18 protein-coding genes are annotated in these 17,909 nt (G+C 37.4%); 8 read left to right on the top strand and 10 right to left on the bottom strand.

Annotated elements, in window-relative coordinates; genetic code table 11:
• Window positions 1-17 precede the first annotated feature (17 nt).
• The 4 genes from celF to BG05_RS06020 all read right to left on the bottom strand — a co-directional run bounded on the left by celF (window position 18) and on the right by BG05_RS06020 (window position 3,480).
• The gene (celF, locus tag BG05_RS06035) at window positions 18-1,343 is read right to left on the bottom strand and encodes a 6-phospho-beta-glucosidase (RefSeq protein WP_002089625.1); all 1,326 of its coding nucleotides are present in this window, start codon (window positions 1,341-1,343) and stop codon (window positions 18-20) included.
• Window positions 1,344-1,346: 3 nt separating this feature from the next.
• On the bottom strand, window positions 1,347-1,670 hold the full coding sequence (locus BG05_RS06030; protein ID WP_000989054.1) for a PTS lactose/cellobiose transporter subunit IIA: 324 nt from the start codon (window positions 1,668-1,670) through the stop codon (window positions 1,347-1,349).
• Window positions 1,671-1,853: 183 nt separating this feature from the next.
• On the bottom strand, window positions 1,854-3,161 hold the full coding sequence (gene celB, locus BG05_RS06025) for a PTS cellobiose transporter subunit IIC (protein WP_003192396.1): 1,308 nt from the start codon (window positions 3,159-3,161) through the stop codon (window positions 1,854-1,856).
• Window positions 3,162-3,177: 16 nt separating this feature from the next.
• Entirely contained in the window at window positions 3,178-3,480 is a 303-nt protein-coding gene (locus BG05_RS06020; protein WP_001023565.1) for a PTS sugar transporter subunit IIB, read from the bottom strand.
• 397 nt (window positions 3,481-3,877) lie between these two features.
• Here BG05_RS06020 and BG05_RS06015 point away from each other — a divergent pair, with 397 nt between their 5' ends.
• Window positions 3,878-4,981, top strand: coding sequence for a polyamine aminopropyltransferase (locus BG05_RS06015; protein ID WP_003192399.1), 1,104 nt, complete (start codon window positions 3,878-3,880; stop codon window positions 4,979-4,981).
• 27 nt (window positions 4,982-5,008) lie between these two features.
• On the top strand, window positions 5,009-5,380 hold the full coding sequence (gene speD, locus BG05_RS06010) for an adenosylmethionine decarboxylase (RefSeq protein WP_003192401.1): 372 nt from the start codon (window positions 5,009-5,011) through the stop codon (window positions 5,378-5,380).
• A 110-nt stretch (window positions 5,381-5,490) separates the two neighbouring features.
• On the opposite strand, the gene BG05_RS06005 is transcribed toward speD, so the two are convergent.
• From BG05_RS06005 to BG05_RS05995, 3 genes are read right to left on the bottom strand one after another with little or no spacing between them, the layout of a single operon-like run.
• Complete coding sequence (locus BG05_RS06005; protein WP_002016162.1) at window positions 5,491-5,808, bottom strand: PTS sugar transporter subunit IIA; 318 nt, start codon at window positions 5,806-5,808, stop codon at window positions 5,491-5,493.
• A 9-nt stretch (window positions 5,809-5,817) separates the two neighbouring features.
• Window positions 5,818-7,119, bottom strand: coding sequence for a PTS cellobiose transporter subunit IIC (gene celB / locus BG05_RS06000; RefSeq protein ID WP_003192403.1), 1,302 nt, complete (start codon window positions 7,117-7,119; stop codon window positions 5,818-5,820).
• A gap of 14 nt (window positions 7,120-7,133) precedes the next feature.
• Window positions 7,134-7,436 (bottom strand): PTS sugar transporter subunit IIB, encoded by a 303-nt coding sequence (locus tag BG05_RS05995; RefSeq protein ID WP_002089630.1) that lies wholly within the window; start codon window positions 7,434-7,436, stop codon window positions 7,134-7,136.
• Between the two features lie 224 nt (window positions 7,437-7,660).
• Between BG05_RS05995 and BG05_RS05990 the strand changes: the two genes are divergently transcribed.
• From BG05_RS05990 to BG05_RS05980, 3 genes are all read left to right on the top strand, one after another.
• A complete protein-coding gene (locus tag BG05_RS05990; protein ID WP_003192408.1) occupies window positions 7,661-8,878 on the top strand; it encodes a dicarboxylate/amino acid:cation symporter in 1,218 nt (405 codons plus the stop codon).
• 167 nt (window positions 8,879-9,045) lie between these two features.
• Window positions 9,046-10,203 carry an acyltransferase gene (locus tag BG05_RS05985; protein WP_016127669.1) on the top strand — a complete coding sequence of 386 codons (1,158 nt, stop codon included), beginning with the start codon at window positions 9,046-9,048 and terminating at the stop codon, window positions 10,201-10,203.
• Window positions 10,204-10,245: 42 nt separating this feature from the next.
• Window positions 10,246-10,626, top strand: a complete 381-nt coding sequence (locus BG05_RS05980) for a VOC family protein (RefSeq protein WP_002143773.1) — start codon at window positions 10,246-10,248, stop codon at window positions 10,624-10,626.
• A 39-nt stretch (window positions 10,627-10,665) separates the two neighbouring features.
• On the opposite strand, the gene BG05_RS05975 is transcribed toward BG05_RS05980, so the two are convergent.
• Window positions 10,666-12,666, bottom strand: coding sequence for a YhgE/Pip domain-containing protein (locus BG05_RS05975; RefSeq protein ID WP_003192415.1), 2,001 nt, complete (start codon window positions 12,664-12,666; stop codon window positions 10,666-10,668).
• Between the two features lie 135 nt (window positions 12,667-12,801).
• Here BG05_RS05975 and BG05_RS05970 point away from each other — a divergent pair, with 135 nt between their 5' ends.
• The gene (locus tag BG05_RS05970; RefSeq protein ID WP_016127668.1) at window positions 12,802-13,686 is read left to right on the top strand and encodes a LysR family transcriptional regulator; all 885 of its coding nucleotides are present in this window, start codon (window positions 12,802-12,804) and stop codon (window positions 13,684-13,686) included.
• 67 nt (window positions 13,687-13,753) lie between these two features.
• Here BG05_RS05970 and BG05_RS05965 read toward each other — a convergent pair whose 3' ends face one another.
• Both BG05_RS05965 and BG05_RS31000 read right to left on the bottom strand, forming a co-directional pair.
• Complete coding sequence (locus BG05_RS05965; RefSeq protein WP_016127667.1) at window positions 13,754-14,839, bottom strand: hypothetical protein; 1,086 nt, start codon at window positions 14,837-14,839, stop codon at window positions 13,754-13,756.
• A gap of 89 nt (window positions 14,840-14,928) precedes the next feature.
• Window positions 14,929-15,078, bottom strand: coding sequence for a hypothetical protein (locus BG05_RS31000; protein WP_002016173.1), 150 nt, complete (start codon window positions 15,076-15,078; stop codon window positions 14,929-14,931).
• Window positions 15,079-15,330: 252 nt separating this feature from the next.
• Between BG05_RS31000 and cydA the strand changes: the two genes are divergently transcribed.
• On the top strand, window positions 15,331-16,686 hold the full coding sequence (cydA, locus tag BG05_RS05955) for a cytochrome ubiquinol oxidase subunit I (protein ID WP_002034780.1): 1,356 nt from the start codon (window positions 15,331-15,333) through the stop codon (window positions 16,684-16,686).
• Window positions 16,679-17,704, top strand: a complete 1,026-nt coding sequence (locus BG05_RS05950) for a cytochrome d ubiquinol oxidase subunit II (RefSeq protein ID WP_002089640.1) — start codon at window positions 16,679-16,681, stop codon at window positions 17,702-17,704. Before cydA ends, BG05_RS05950 begins: the two co-directional genes overlap by 8 nt.
• The last annotated feature ends 205 nt before the right edge of the window (window positions 17,705-17,909 follow it).

The raw sequence follows: 17,909 nt of genomic DNA, 5'->3' as shown, positions 1-17,909 counted from the left end.
CTAAACAGCGCCGCTTTTTATTTCTCTATCTTCTTAAAGAATTGTGGAAGATGTTCTTTATGTGCTTCCAACATTTCATCTAAAATTTGTTTTGCAATTTTATCTGATGGTACAAGTGGGTTAATTGTCATAGCAAGCAGCGCTTTATGATAATCCCCTGTAACAGCAGCTTCAATTGTTGTGCGCTCAAATGATTTAATTTGCTGTACTAAACCGCGAACTGGTACTGGAAGATCTCCGACCGCAATTGGTTTTGGACCTTCTTTCGTAATAATACAGTTCACTTCAACAGCCGAATCATGTGGCAAGCTTGCAATTGTTCCGTTGTTTCGTGTATTAACAGGCTGGATATCACCTTTATTATTGTAAATAGACGTAATTAAGCTACATGCTGCGTCACTATAATAAGCTCCACCGCGCTTTTCTAATTGTGGTGGCTTAATATCTAAATTCGGGTCTTTATATAACTCGAATAAATCATCTTCTAATTGTTTTACTACTTCTGCACGTGTACCTTTTTCAATCGAAGCTGCTTTCTCTTCTTCCAACATTTCACGTGTTTTATAGTAGTAACGATGATATGGACACGGAATTGCACGAAGACCGCGAATAAAGTCTGGCTCCCAGTTAAGCGCAGCAATGTTTTCCATCGTAATTTGCTTTTCTGGATCTGTTACAAGTTCTAGTACGCGATCCATCACGCTTACTCCATCTAAGTATACATCCAATCCGTATACCATATGATTTAAACCAGCGAAATCAACGTGTACCCGGCTTGCATCTACTTCAAGTAATCTTGCAAGACCCATACGAATTCCGATTGGAACGTTACATAGACCAACTACTCGTTGAATGTTCGTGTAGCGAAGTACAGCTTCTGTTACCATACCTGCTGGGTTTGCGAAGTTAATAAGCCATGCATTTGGACATAATTCCTCCATGTCCTTACAAATATCTAAAATAACAGGAATCGTTCTCAGCGCTTTGAACAAACCACCAGGACCATTCGTTTCCTGACCAATTACATCATATTTTAATGGAATTGCTTCATCTTTTGCACGTGCTTCTAACAAACCAACGCGAAGCTGCGTTGTTACGAAGTCAGCGTCTTTTAATGCCTCACGGCGATCAAGTGTTAAATGAATATCAATTGGTAAACCTGATTTTTTCACCATACGTTTCGCTAAGTCACCAACGATTTCTAACTTCTCTTTTCCTGCCTCAATATCTACTAACCAAATTTCACGAACAGGAAGCTCGTCATAACGTTTAATAAACCCTTCAATTAATTCTGGTGTATAACTAGATCCACCGCCGATTGTAGCAATTTTAATTCCAGTCATGCTTTATTCCCCTTTCGCTTCTAGCTTTTTATAAAGGTCAATAAATTCTGCCGCTAATTCTTTTACCGTAATAGAATTCATTAAATGATCTTGCGCATGAATTAAAAGAACACTAATCTCTGTTTTTTCCCCTCTTGCTTCTGATTGTATGAGCTCTGTTTGGAAATGATGCGCTTCATTAATCGCTTCTTTCGCCTTTACCATCGCTTCATCAGCTTCTGCCATTTTCCCCTGTTTGGCAAATTGAAGTGCCTCCATTGCAAAGCTTCGTGCATTACCACTATTTAAAATCAATTGGAATGGAATTTGTTCTGCTGTAGTCATCATAATTACCGCCCTCTCTATTATGGTTCAACCGATTTAAATACCCCTTCAGTTTGAACATGTCTATTAAATTATTATTTTATTAATGATAGTTTGGTGTTCTTGTAGATGGGTCTCATCTTTCTGAACATGATATAAAGGTGATTGTTCTCACAGATAATGTTACCTGTGAGAACAATTACTATGTTACATAGGTACAGAGTTGTTATTTCCTTGTGCTGCTGCTTTTTCAGTACGAACAACAGAACGGTCAGATAATACAACGAATGGATAGTAGATTACCATCGCAATTACAAAGTTGAATAACTGTAGAATTGCACCTGAAAGATGTCCACCTGTTACAAGATAACCACTAATAATTGGTGGTGTTGCCCATGGAATCATCACAACTGTTTTTGGTACCCAACCAATAGATAACGCTGTATAAGAAGTAATTACTAATACAATTGGTGTTAGGATAAACGGTAAGAATAAAATTGGATTTAAAATAATTGGTGTACCAAAGATTACTGGTTCGTTAATATTGAATGCACCTGGTCCAATTGATAAGCGAGATACACCGCGTAATTGTGCACTTTTTGCTACAAGTAATACGACCACTAAGAACGCTAATGTTGCACCAGAACCACCAAGATATACAAAAGTATCAAAGAATGGTTTTGTAATAATGTTTGGAACATCAAATGCAGATGTACCACCTTGGAATAACTTCATATTTTTCTCTAATGCCGGTAAGTATAATGGCTCAATAATACCACCAACGATATTTGGCCCATGTAAACCGAAGAACCAAAGAAGATGAACAAGGAGTACAATGACAATTGCACTTGGTAATGTCCCTGCTAAACTTTGCAGTGGTGATTGAATCGTATTAAAGATAAATTCATGAACACTTGTACCAGCTAATTTCACTGCTAATTGAATACCTGCAACTACTGTTAAGATAACAAATGCTGGAACTATAGCTGCGAAAGATCTTAAAACTGCTGGTGGTACTCCATCAGGCATTTTAAAAGTAATGTTTCTTTGTACAAAGAAACGGAATACCTCAGTAACAAGGAGTGCCACGATAATTGCTACGAATAGCCCTTGTGCCCCTGTCCAAGCTAAGTTCAATCCGCCTTCTTTCGGTGTTGTTGGCGTAAGTATAATTAACGCACCAAATGAAATAATACCTGCTGACAAACCATCAACGCCGTAAGATTTTGCTAAGTTATAACTTGTTGTAAATGCTATGATTAGTGCTAGAATTGCGAAAGAACCAGTCCACATTCCACCGCCAACTTGTTTCCACGTTTCACCAAACAAACCTTTCATGAACTCTTGGAAAGCTTCAGACGGAAAACCATTAATTAGTGATGCCAATGCACCAACTAAAATAAGTGGCATAACTGCGATAAATCCATCACGGATCGCAGCTAAGTGACGTTGCGATCCGATTTTACCAGCGACAGGAACAATATATTTCTCCATAAATGCAATAAACTTTTGCATTTCGCTTCCCCCCTAATTATTTTTTTAGTGTTAATGCGTGATCTAAAACAGCTTCTCCATTCATCATGCCGTAGTGCATTGGGTTAATAACATCGACTCCAACATTTTTCTCATCGGCAAGCGTTTTCATTGTAGAAAGCATGTAACGAACTTGTGGTCCTAGTAATAATACATCTGCTTGATCGATATTGTTTTTTACTGCATCCCCAGATACAGCCCAAATCTTACCTTCTAGACCACGAGCTTTTGCAGCCGCTTCCATTTTTGTAACTAGTAAACTTGTAGACATCCCTGCTGAACAACATAATAAAATATTCATTTATAAATCCCCCTTGTGTAGTATAAAAATTTTATGTTTTATTTATTTTTCTTTACGCTATTTATTAATGCAATTAGCGTGCCAACTTTTCAAAACGCCTAAAATCAGCGTTTTTTCGAGTGATTTCTTTGTGTGTTACCGCTTTCAATCAGTGTGTCCCCAAAAAAACACACAGTGTGTTATAAAACACCTCACTTTTAACACATAACTGTATGAAAATAGATTAGTGTTTAGTTGTCTAGTTGTGTTTAAAACAAAAAAACACTAAAAAATTTTTTTAGCGTGAAAATCTATTTAAAAAAATAAACTCCTCTTGAACACACTCTTCTATTTGTTGTCCAAGCAAACTCTACTAAATTACATAGAATAAAATAACATAATTCGAAAGGGGATCCCTATGCCAAAACATAGAAAACAGAACAAAGTGAAGATTTATAGAATAGCATGCTATAAAAAAGACAAGCCCTCTGAATTAGACTCTGACAAATTTGAACTAGACGAGCAAGAAACAGAAAATAAACAGAATCATACTGGTAAACAAGGCAAACAGGACAAGCAAGACAAACACAATAAGCAAACACAATTAGAACCTATAATCGAAACAAACTCACACAACTTAGATATATGGGATGAAATTTCTCTAAAAGAAATACAAGCTGGGGAACATACAAATTTATTTGAAGAAAAGAGTAATTATCAAAATATTAATTTAGTACAAGTCAGCGATGTTCGCCTCTATTTGGACAACCAACTACAATTTAGTTCCGTTGATGAGCAAATATATCATGAAGCACTTGTTCATCCGATTATGTCAAAGGTAATAGACCCAAAACGCGTTCTCATCTTAGGCGGTGGCGATGGTCTTGCTTTAAGAGAGGTTTTAAAATATGAAACAGTTCTACATGTAGACCTCGTCGACTTAGACGAAGAAATGATTACGATGGCTCGCAATGTTCCAGCGTTAGTTTCTTTAAATCAACAAGCATTTTTTGATGATCGTGCAAATGTACATGTATGTGACGCAAAAGAATTTTTGAAATCTCCGTCCTCTTTATATGATGTAATTATTATTGATTTTCCTGATCCATCGACAGAAGTGCTAAGCACTTTATATACAAGTGAGCTTTTTGCCCTTATAGCTACATTCCTAACAGAAGATGGAGCATTCGTCTGCCAATCTAATTCACCTGCTGATGCACCTCTAGTATATTGGAGCATCGGTAACACTATTGAACATGCTGGATTAACTGTGAAAAGTTATCATACAATCGTTCCTTCTTTCGGAACTGACTGGGGATTTCATATTGCTGCTAATTCTGCCTATGTACTCGATCAAATTGAGCAATTATATGTAGTACCAACTCCTCGAACATTACCTTCTCTTCTTTCTCCTTTGTTTCAATTTAAAGAAGAATATTTAGAACAACGTAATCTCGCTCTTTTAAACTCAGAATCGAATCTTATCCTACATCAATGTTACAAAAAGGAAATGGAGTTTTGACAATATTATAGTAAGGAGTGCTACCCTATGGAATATTCTACTTTTGGTAAGCATATAATAGTAGATTTATGGGGAGTGGACTTTTCCCTATTAGATGATGTTCACTTTTTAGAATATCATTTAGTTAACGCTGCAGATTGCTCTGGTGCCCATATTTTAAACGTAAGTACAAAAGAATTCGATCCGCATGGCGTTACTGTTTTAGTTTTACTATCCGAAAGCCACCTTTCAATTCACACTTATCCAGAAAAAAACTTTGCAGCCATCGACTGTTATACGTGCGGTACGACCGTTGAACCGCAAATAGCGATTGATTATATCTTAAGTATATTAAGACCAAATGAGATGCATATAAAAAAATTAATTCGTGGTATAGGAGAGATTGTTACTGCCGATTAATTATCACTCTTACTCATCCGTAAAAAGGAGGATTGTAAATACCATCAGTGGAACAAACACTCCACTGATGGTACGGACACATACATAAAAAAACCTTGCCTAAGCAAGGTTCATTCATCCACCGACATCTTCCTATATAATTCTACAAACTCACTCGCCAATTCCTTCACCGTAATTGCATTCATTAAATGATCTTGCGCATGCACCATCAGAAGGGTAACTTCGGTTTTTTCCCCGGCAGCCTCTTTCTGTATGAGCTCTGTTTGTAAGCGATGCGCCTCTTGCAATTCATTTAAAGCTTCTTGTAGTTTCGCTTCTGCTTCCTGAAATTCACCGCGCTTCGCACAATCAATTGCTTCCATTGAACAACTTCTCGCATTTCCTCCATGCAAGATTAAATGAAAAGCTTTCGTCTCTATCGTATCCATGTTATTTCTTTACTCCCCCTTTTCTTCCGCTACTTTTTGTTTATCCCATATTTTTAAGAATGGCAAATAAATAAAGAATGCAATTGCAAAGTTAACGAGCTGCAAAACAACTCCTGAAATTTTCCCGCCTGATCCTAAATATCCACTAAAAAGAATAGGTGTAGTCCAAGGTACAGCAGCTCCGCTCGGACGTCCAACCCATCCCCATTCCATTGCAAAATAAGAAACAACCGTTAACACGACTGGAACCAGTATAAATGGAATAAGTAAAAGTGGATTCATTACAATCGGCATTCCGAAAGTCACCATTTCATTAATATTAAAAATACCAGGTGCAATCGACAATCGGCCTAAACTTTTCAATTGCTGACTTCGCGCAAATAATAACATTCCTACAACTAAAGCAAGTGTTGCGCCAGAACCGCCCATATAAATCCATAAGTCAAAGAACTGCGCAGTAATCGTATTCGGTACATCTTGCCCAGCCTGAAAAGCAATTCGGTTTTGGTCCATTAACGACAACCAAATCGGGCTCATTACACCACCTACAATTGCAGCGCCATGAATTCCGCAAGCCCAAAGTACATGGACAATAATAACTGCGATTACCGCGCCCCAAAGACTAGCCCCAAGCACGCTAAGAGGCTCCTGTAAAAGCTTCCCTACAACATTATGAATGCTACCGAAAGTCGTATGTTCAAAAATCAATCTAATGATCCAAACAACCGTCACGACAATAAAACCTGGAATAAGCGCAGCAAATGAACGTGTTACTGCTGGTGGAACTGTCTCTGGCATTTTTATAATCATCTTTTTTTGTACAATAAATCTATAAATTTCAGTAGATATGATTGCAATAATCATCGCCACAAACAAACCTTGGCTTCCCATTAGCGCAGCTGGTATAACCCCATCTACAAGTACACTTTCCTTTGTATTTGGTATCATATACATAACCTGGAACGGTGTTGCAAGCAAAAATGATACAAGTGATAATGCACCAGATGCTAAAGAATCCACTTTATAATACTCACCAAGTCTGTAAGCGATTCCAAAAGCGGCTATTAAAGACATTATATTAAATGTTGCGCTAACTGGATACCCCAAAGCTTTTTGCCAACTCTCCCCAAACAATCCTGCCATAAAATCATTATACCCGGGTATGGGTAAAGCACTAATAATTAGAAAGAAAGATCCAATAATCAAGAAAGGCATCGTCAAAATAATTCCATCACGAATCGCTTGCAAATGCCTCTGCTCTGCAACCTTCCCTGCCACTGGCATCACATATTTCTCTAAAAACTTTATCATCTATCCCACTCTCCTCATGGTTTCATGGACAAAGCTGCTTGTAAGATAGCCTCTCCATTACAAAGTCCGTAATGGACGGATTGAATGACATCAACAGGTATTCCCTTCTCCTTACATAATTCTTTCATTTTCGGTAATAAATAACGTACTTGCGGTCCAAGTAAAAGTACATCTGCAGTATCAATATGATTTCGCACTTCTGAACCTGATACTGCCCAAATCTTTACCTGGATCCCTCTTGCCTCTGCTGCTTTCTCCATTTTTGTAACAATCAAACTGGAAGACATTCCCGCTGCACAGCAAAGTAAAATATTCATCTCGCTCCCCTCCCCCTTTTTCCAAACCTAAGTTATGGTGTAGCCCTTGCCACCACTAGGTTACAAATATATATGTCTAGATTTCTAACTGTATGCCGAGCTTAAAAACAAAAATTTCTCGGTTTTCACGCTATTCCATCTATCCGTATTTTCCTAGTAAAGAAGTCTCTAACTCGCTATAATGATTCAGTATGATTTTTTATAATCGATAGGAGGATATATTTATGAAGGCATATCGCTTTCCGCTTATTTTATTATCTTCTATCCTAATTGGTGGTTTCATTGGTTATTTCATGGGTGCCGATGCAGTTGCTTTAAAGCCGCTTGGTGACATTTTCTTAAACTTAATGTTTACGATTGTTGTACCGTTAGTGTTCTTTAGCATCGCGTCATCTATTGCTAATATGGATGGATTAAAACGTTTCGGTAAAATTATGTCTAGTATGGCTGGAACTTTCTTATTTACAAGTATTTTAGCTGCTATTTTTATGATTATTATCGTGAAAGTATTCCCGCCAGCACAAGGTGTTGTATTAGAACTAACGCAGCCTGATAAAGCTGAAAAAGCAGTTAGTGTTGCTGATCAAATTGTCGGTATCATAACAGTATCAGACTTTTCAAAGTTACTATCTCGCGAGAACATGCTAGCTCTTATTTTCTTCTCTATCTTAATGGGGATTGCAACTTCAGCAGTTGGTGAAAAAGGGAAACCATTCGCTACATTCCTACAAGCTGGTGCAGAAATTTCAATGAAAGTCGTATCTTTCATTATGTACTACGCTCCAATCGGACTAGCTGCCTACTTCGCAGCATTAGTTGGTGAATTCGGACCACAACTTCTTGGAACTTACTTCCGAGCAGCAATGGTATACTATCCAGCTTCTCTTATTTACTTCTTTGTATTCTTTACATTCTATGCGTACCTTGCAGGTCGCAAACAAGGTGTACAAATATTTTGGAAGAACATGGTCTCTCCTACAGTTACATCACTTGCAACTTGTAGTAGTGCCGCAAGTATTCCATCGAACTTAGAAGCAACGAAGAAAATGGGTATTTCTTCTGACGTTCGTGAAACAGTTGTCCTTCTTGGATCTACACTTCATAAAGACGGATCTGTTTTAGGCGGGGTATTAAAAATTGCTTTCTTATTCGGTATTTTCAACATGGAATTCGAAGGACCGAAAACATTAGCAATTGCACTTGTTGTTTCTCTATTAGTAGGAACAGTAATGGGTGCTATTCCGGGCGGGGGTATGATTGGTGAAATGTTAATCGTTTCTCTATACGGATTCCCACCAGAAGCATTGCCAATTATCGCAGCAATTAGTACAATCATCGATCCTCCTGCAACAGTGTTAAACGTAACAGGAGATAACGCTTGTGCCGTAATGACAGCTCGCCTTGTAGAAGGTAAAAACTGGATCAAAAATAAATTTGCTTAATATATAGAAAGAGGATGCTCGGTGGAGCATCCTCTTTTTTGTTGTTATTTGTCGAAACGTCGATATAATCCCATCCCGCCACAATTTTGTTATAATCTTCACAAATATTCCACATCCATTATCCATTCTCCGTACTATAATCATGTATGGAAAAGGAGATGGATACAATGACTCAAAGCGCACCAGAATTCAAAGTTTTGCAAAGCATTGCATTTCTTGCTGTCGTTTTGCAAAGTTCCTTATTATATACAATGAATCAAGGAAATGTCTTACTCGAGCAATCCCTCATTATGGGCATGCTATTTAATCTTGCAAAATTTTCAGCACCTGCATTCATATTTATCGTCGGCTTCCATTTAATTCGGCAATATACGAAGAAACTCGTTTATACAGAGTATGTTTATGAAAAATCCACACATTTACTCATCCCTTATTTCTTTTGGTCTATTCTTTACCTATTAACAACAAACGATGTCATTACACTACAAGGCGGAATAAAAAGTTTATTACTCGGGACAGCTGCACCTCATCTTTGGTACGTTATTATGATGTTCCAAATTCACTTATTGTTCCCGTTACTATGCACACTATTTTATTGGTTTCAAAAACGAACAGAAAATAAAAAAGACATATATAAATATATGACCATTTTCGCTTGTCTATATTTCTTCTTAATGTGGTACTCTTCTCACTACATTTTTAATGGAGAGAAACTGACTAGTTCAACCATTTTACATTATACAGATCGTTCCTTCTTCTTCTACTCATTCTATTTCGTCATGGGAGGAATAGCTGCTGTATCATTAAAAACTTGGCGTATATTTGTCATGAAACATATTCCGCTTATAACAATCTTATTTTTCATCTTATTTTTATTCATCAATTATGAGTTATTTAGTTTTTACGGCGCCAATTCTATTCATTTAACGGTTTCTACTTATTTAAAACCGTCCATGTTTTTATATATTGTTTGTGAAATTATGATACTGTACGTGTTATCTATTACAATTGTCCAGCGACGTGGTTTCTTATATAAAGCTTTACGTTTTATCGGGAATTACACGTATGGCGCTTATTTAGCTCATTTTTTCTTCTTGCAACTATGTACAAAATTTCTTTCCTTATTCGCATTGCAAGAAAACACAATATTATATAGCCTATTACTATTTATATTAACGACCACAATCTCTATTTCAGCAATGGTCATTGGCAGCATACTACCATTTCATACGTGGATTACAGGGCCTTCCCCTACGACAAATATGAAATGGGCGAAGATTGCCATTCGGAAAAATCATGAAAAAGTATTTAAACCATATATTTGATATAATAGTATTTCATATAAGAAAAGAAAGCAGGAGACACCTATGATTAATCAAATTGGACAAATTATGTTATATGTAAATAATCAAGATGAATCAGTGCAATTCTGGACAGAAACAGTAGGATTCCAAATCGTTGCAGAAGAAAATAACGGTCAAGGATTCCGCTGGATTGAAATTGCGCCGGCAAAAGAAGCTGGAACAAGCATCGTCCTTCACGATAAGGCGTTAATTGCGAAGATGCAACCTGAATTAAACTTAAATACCCCTTCACTTATGTTCTTCTCTAATAACTTAGATCAACTGTATAAAGATCTTTCTGAGAAAAATGTTACAGTTGGACAAGTTGTAGATTTACCTACAGGTAGAGCTTTTAACTTCGCTGATAATGAAAGTAATTACTTTGCGGTTATGGAAAAGAAATAAGAAAAAGCTATCCGGAAAAATCGGATAGCTTTTTTCATTTTAAGAAACTTGCTCTGCATTCGTTTCCTTATGCTGTATATGACTCGTAACCCATGTGATTCCGCCAGCAACAACGAGATAGCATAATAAAATTAAAATTTGCATTCGTAATTGCGACCAATCTCCTAAAGAGATAACATCTTGTAATCCTCTAAGAGAATGAGACATTGGGAGAAACTGTCCAATTTTGCTAAGCACAGCTATATTTAACTCTCCTGGGAAAGTACCTCCGCTCGTCGCTAATTGAAGAACGAGAAGCGTTACCGCTGCGAACTTCCCAACAATGCCGAATACCGTTACTAACATAAGAATAAATGTCATGAACGTAAAGGAAATAACAATACTTGATAAAACAAAGAGTGATACACTTGCAACTTCTAATTTCATAACTCCTAACACTACCACATCCACAAGTAATGCTTGAATAAGTCCAATTAAATATACCAATCCTAGTTTATTAATAAAATGTACTGTTCCGCTTACCTTCATATTTTGTCTACGGCCAAGAGGTAAAATATTCGATGCCATAATTCCGCCAACATAAAATGCCAGTGATAAAAAGTATGGTGCAATACCTGAACCATAGTTAGGCACATCAGAAACTGTCGACTTCACTAATTGAACCGGCTCTGAGAACATCGTATTGCGTGCATCATCATTGCGAACATCCGCTATCTTCTCTGCGCCCTCTCCCAATTTCGTAGAAAGTTCTTTCGCACCATCGTCAAGTTTAACAAGTCCGTTCGTTAACTTATCAGCACCATGATTCAGCTCTGTTCCGCCACTCGCAAGGTGATTTACACCTTCTTGTAATGATGTAAATCCATTTCCCCACTTCGTAAATCCATCAGCTAAATTCGAAGTACCATCTGCTATCTTTTTCGTTCCAGCGGTAGCTTCGTTTAACTTAACTCCGAATGTATTCATGCCTTCCTCAATCTTATGCTGACCATCAGTAAGCTTCCGCGCACCTTGTGTCAATTGTTGTTGGCTATTATTTAAAGTGTTTGTTGCTTTAGCTAATCCGTTAGAAGTAGCAATGATCTTTTGAAAAGCAGGATCTTGCTGCACTTCTGGATGACTTTTCACGTACTCTTCTAATTGTTGTTTTACACTATTTGCCGCATTGTCCGCTTTCACTTGCCCTTCAGCAAGTTTCTCACTTACGTTCACCCATTCATTTGTACCAGCACTTAATTCACTAACTCCTGATTGTAAAGACTTCTCACCCTGTGCTAGCAGCTCCATACCATTATGAAGTGATGTCGCTCCCTGACTAAGCTCATTTGCTCCCCCAGTTAAGGCCGATTGACTAGAGGCAAGCTTATCACTTCCTTCTTTTAACTTCACTGTTCCATCATTTAAACGATGAATACCATCTGCAAGCTGATTCGCCCCATTTTTCGCATCCGTCGTTCCTTCGTGCAACTTCTCAGCGCCATTTCTTGCATCACTCAACCCTTGTGCCAAATCTTGAAACTTTGAAAAGACACCTTCTGTATAAGACTTCGTAATACTATTTGAAATTTTTGTTTTCATATTTTCAACAGCTGTCGTTCCAATTTGAGCTGCTACAAAGTTTTTCCCTGGATTTACTTTGTACTGCAGCCTCGCCGGCTCTGGTTTCTCATCCATTAGTGTACTTACCTTTTTAGAGAACTCCTCCGGAATCGTAACCACCATATAATACTTATCTTCTTTTAGCCCTTCATCAGCATCTTTTTCTGATACGAAATGAAACGCCAATTCCTTATTCTCTTTTAAATTTTTAACAAAATCGTCTCCAGCCTGGATTGTTTTTTCATCCATCACAGCACCCTTATCTAAATTAACAACTGCAACAGGTAATTTATCTAATTTTCCGTACGGATCCCAATATCCAGCTAAGAAGAATCCTGAATAAATTAAAGGAACGATTAATAAAAAAATTAAAGCGATACGTCCATGTTTATGGTTCCACATCGCCTTCCAATCTTTAAATATAAGTTGAATTCCCTTCATGAAACATACTCCTTCTCCTAATTTAACACCCTTCGAATGGTTTAACAGATTTACTATACACGTCACTTTCCATACTGTATAATACATCTTTAATTATCAATTCATTCCTTTTGGTCTATAGAAAGGAGATTCGAAGTGGAACTTCTTCAATTAAAATACTTTCAGACAGTCGCACGACTAGAACATATGACAAAAGCAGCTGAAGAATTGCATATCGCGCAGCCTTCACTCAGTAAAACAATCGCTAGACTAGAAAAGGACTTAGGCGTCCCCTTATTTGATCGCCAAGGTCGACAGATTACATTAAACTCTTTCGGCAAAGTATTTTTAAAACGAGTAGAACGCATTTTTCATGAATTAAGTGAAGGGGAACGCGAAATTAAAGATTTAGCTGAATTACAACAAGGCTCTATTACACTTGCAGTTTCTATTCCAAGAATATTACCCGAGTTACTCGGTTCTTTTTTACTAGAACACCCTAACGTTCGATTCCAACAATTTCTCGCATCTACTCCTTCTATGAAACGGCAACTAGATAATATGGAAATTGATTTTTGTATCTCCTCTGTACCAATTGAAGGCGAGGAAATGGTTTGGGAACCACTTATCACAGAAGAAATTTTCTTAGCTGTTCCTTCAGGACATCGGTTATCAAACCGCGAAAGTATCTATTTGCATGAAGTAAAAGACGAATCGTTTATTAGTATGAACACTGGTTACGGATTTCGGCACTTAACAGATGCATTTTGTGAAAAAGCTGGTTTCACTCCACATATCGCTTTTGAAGTAGATGAACCAACCGTGATTAGCGATCTCATTAAGCAAGGTCTTGGCATCGCCTTTGTCCCAAGTTTAACTTTATTAAAAAACTCTACTTTAGCATCAAATAAGTTACGTATTATTGAACCTAATTGCGAACGAACTATCGGCTTAAGTTGGTCGAAGAAGCGCTATTTATCAAACACCGCCCAGCAATTTCGTGAATTCGTGATTGATTACTTCTCCAATATTAGGGCGTAAAATTATATCGCTTTACAAACAAATAACGACACAAATAAAAGGTACCATCCCCATAGGGTGGCACCTTTTATTTTTTACTCTTATCCAATTCCATTTCCGCTAAAAGCGGCAATACGTTATCGAAAATATGTGTATTATTATTCTCACCTGTTACATATCCACCATAATATCTACTAAATACATTATCGTTTCGAAATGTATTCATCCGCTCATACAATTCCTTCGCAAACTTTGTATCACCTGTTTGTAGTACGTACAAAATTGTTAATCCGTAAGATGCTGGTGATTCATAGTTCACAGCTTGTTTTCCCGTTTCTAAGTTATAACGACCATATAACTTTTCGTCTTCGCGAAATTTCTTCTTTATAAATTCCAAATAAGCGTCTGATGAAAGACCGCCTAAACTACGATGATAAGCAACGTATGATTGATCAATAAGATTCACTTCTTTATCGTACGTAAATGTCCCATCATCTTTATACTCTTTTGGGAATGCCCAGCCCTGCCTTGGATAATCCGCTAAAAACTGAACAACTTCCTGATACTGCTGTGCAGAAATTTTTCCATACTTTTTCATATAAGAGAATGCATGCGGATTTATGTAAGATGTTGTTGCAAAGTTATTTTGTTTTCCTGTATCTGCATCGTAATAATCAACGTAATAATTACCTTTTTTATTATAACGAAGTACAGAATCACTCAATTGATCTGCAAGGTTTTTATAGCGATCTTCCTTGTACATTTCATAAGCACGATATAATTGTTCTATAATACGAAGATCATCGATAAGTGCATTAGTAGCTGACTGCATTTCTCTCTTTTCAGAGATTTTCCATATAACGATGCGATCCTTGTGTACAAAGTTATTTTGAATAACCTTCACTTGTTCATCAAATAAAGCTTGATCATCTTTATCAAGTGTATATTGTAGCCATAACCCTGCAGATTCTGATAAAGCTTCACGGCCCTTCGCTTCACCCTTACCTGCCTTTGTATCCTCTAAGCGATACGTTGCAAGTGTTCCATTTTCATTCACCATATGTCGTAAAATAAAATGCTCGGTACGATTTCCTTGTAAAGCTGACCAAAATACAACTCCACCTAAAGCGATTAAGAGAATAACCCCAATCCCTATATATAAACGTTTTCGCAAGCTTTTCACCTCCTTTTAAGGCTAACCTTAATTTTACCAGAACATACGCAAATATAAAAAAGACAATCCTTTAGATTGTCTCTCTCACCTTATCCTTCGCAAGCCTCTTTAGAAGGTCTATATAGCGATTCCACAAGTCGATCATATTCACGACGCGTAATTTCTTTATTATACAACTTTAATAATAAATCTCTATGCTCTCTTGAAAATGCCATCTTTTTAATGACTTCAGGATACATAAAACACCCTCTCCATTTCACATAAACTTCTTCATCCCGGAAATAGAACTTACGTTCGCATAAAAGATTATAAAAGATTCAGCCCTAAAAAACAAATAAAATATTACCAAATATCAATTTCTTTCTTTTCAGAGTATTTAAACACTACATTACCGTACTCATTTTTTAAATACATATATATTTTTGGTAGTTTTTTGAATAAATTTTCCAATTCAATCAGAAAATAATGGCAAAAAGAAGGGGAGTATACATATGGATACCGTAACATTAGCAAGGGCATTTTTTGGTTCTTCATTAGCATTCCACATTATCTTTGCAACGCTTGGAGTCGGGCTTTCTTTAATGATTTTTATAAGTGAAATACTCTATCACTGGAAGAAAGATTCCGACTATGCCATTATGGCAAAAAGATGGACAAAGGCTTTTGCTATCCTTCTCGGTGTAGCAATTCCAACTGGAACAATTGTTGGTGTACAAATTTCACTTCTTTGGCCTGGTTTCGCCAAAATTGTTGGGCAAGTTATTTCCGTTCCGTTTCAAATTGAGATTTTCGCCTTCTTTTTAGAGGCTTTATTCATGTCTATTTACGTATATGCGGCTGATAAACTCCCTCCAGTTATGAGATTAATCTCGCTATTTTTCGTTATGATTGGCGCCACTGCATCCGCCGTGCTTATTACATCGGCAAACACATGGATGAATACACCTGCGGGCTTTTCAATGAATCCAGATGGCTCAGTTTTTAACGTTGATCCGTGGAAAGCTTTCTTTAATCCTAGCTTTGGCACAAGTGCATTCCACGTCGTTATTACGGCCTATACAACTGGAGCAGCTGTTATCGCTTCTATCGCTGGATTTAAATTATTAAAGAAAAATTTAAGCGCTCGTGAAATTGCTTACCATAAAAAAGGATTACTGTTAGGGCTTGTCGTTACATTTATCACAGGTGCTACGATGTGGCTTTCAGGACACGAATCTGCTATTGCCTTACATAAACATTCACCTGAAAAACTAGCATCTGCTGAAGCTTTGTTTGAAACGACATCACACGCGCCTTTATCGATTGGCGGGGTTGTGGACCCTAACACACTCGAACTAAACTATGCCCTTGAAATTCCGAACATGCTTAGCTTATTAGTGGGACTAGACCCTAACACCGTTGTAAAAGGTCTAAAGGAATTCCCGCAAGAAACATGGCCACCATTTTACACACATACACTGTTCAATTTAATGGTTGGCACCGCTGCCTTTACCTTTGCAGTTGCAGCTATTGCCCTCTTATATTGGTACTTTGTTTACCGAAAAAAAGGAGTAGAGTTACCGAAGTGGCTTCTTTGGGGAGCTGCCGCCTGTGGACCCGTTATGTTGCTCGGTATTGAATTCGGATGGATCTTTAGTTGTAGTGGTCGTCAGCCATGGACAATTTATGGCATGCAACGCACGGTAGATGCTTCTACGCGCGCTGATTTCGTCGGTCCTTTATTTGTTTTATTCATCATTTTATATATTGGACTCGGTATTTTAACAGTCTTTGTACTACGGACATTCTTTAAGAAACATCCGTTAAAGAATGATTTACATCACGAAGGAGGCGATTCTCGTGCATGAGGAAAGCATTGCAATCATCATCTTATGGGCTCTTATTTTCGTATATAGCATACTAGGGTCTATTGATTTTGGAGCTGGTTTTTGGGGCATGGTATACGCTAAACACCCGACACTTGCTGCCAAGCTTGCTAATCGGTACTTATCACCAACTTGGGAAGTAACAAATACGTTTCTTGTCTTTGTCGTCGTTGCTTTTCTCGGTTTCTTCCCAAAAGCGGCCTTTACCCTTGCAACCGTTATGTTTGTACCAGTTATGTTAATTTTAGTACTCGTTGCGATTCGTAGTACATTTATGGTATTTGCTTACTCCCTGCCAAAATACCAACACCTTCTTCGGATTATTTCAGGTATTACTGGGCTCTTAATCCCAGCTCTATTAATTACCGTTCTGCCAGTTACAGAAGGTGCCTATATTACGATGTCTGAAGGAAAGGAAGTGCTCCTTTACGGAAAACTTCTTTCTAGTCCCGTTATTTATTGTTATATGCTCTTCGGACTAACTTCGGAACTATTTCTATCATCTCTCTTTCTTGCTGATTTTGCTAGGGAACAAGGTTCTGAAGATACGTACCGAATTTATAGAAGAAATGCCATCATACTTGGTCCTGCAACGCTCGTGACTGCTATTATCGCTCTCGTTGTAATGGACCCTGAAACACACTGGCTTATGCAAGGACTAATAAAGCAATTCCCATGGTTTACAGTCTCTATCATTTTATTTGTTATCGGATACTCTTCCCTTTGGTGGACAAATAAGAAATATGGCACACTAGGCTTTCCTCGCATTGCAGTTTTAGCTGTCGTCGCTCAATATGCATTTGCAAGCTACGCTTACGGCGTCGCCCATTTACCTTATATCATTTACCCGGACGTAACTGTATTTACAAGCTTTACGACGGTCGAAACATTCTATGCACTTCTTATTCTTTACGCAATCGGGATTGCAATTTTACTACCAGGATTTATTTTCTTCTGGAATTTATTCTTAAAAGATCGAACATTTTTAAAGGAAAAATAGTAAATTAGGGGCATTCACACATAGAATGCCCCTAATTTATTAGACTCCTCTCCTAATAGTTATTACACTACTACTTATACTTGCCTTATTGCTCAAAATACACATATTCACTAGATTAAGGTAGATGCCTAGTTCTTCTTATTTTCTTTTGAATATAATGCTATATAAACTTGAGACAAGCTACATTTGTTCAAGAGAAAATAGA

This window comes from Bacillus mycoides (assembly GCF_000832605.1).
GTDB lineage: Bacteria > Bacillota > Bacilli > Bacillales > Bacillaceae_G > Bacillus_A > Bacillus_A mycoides.
This window is presented reverse-complemented; position numbering and strand designations above follow the sequence as displayed.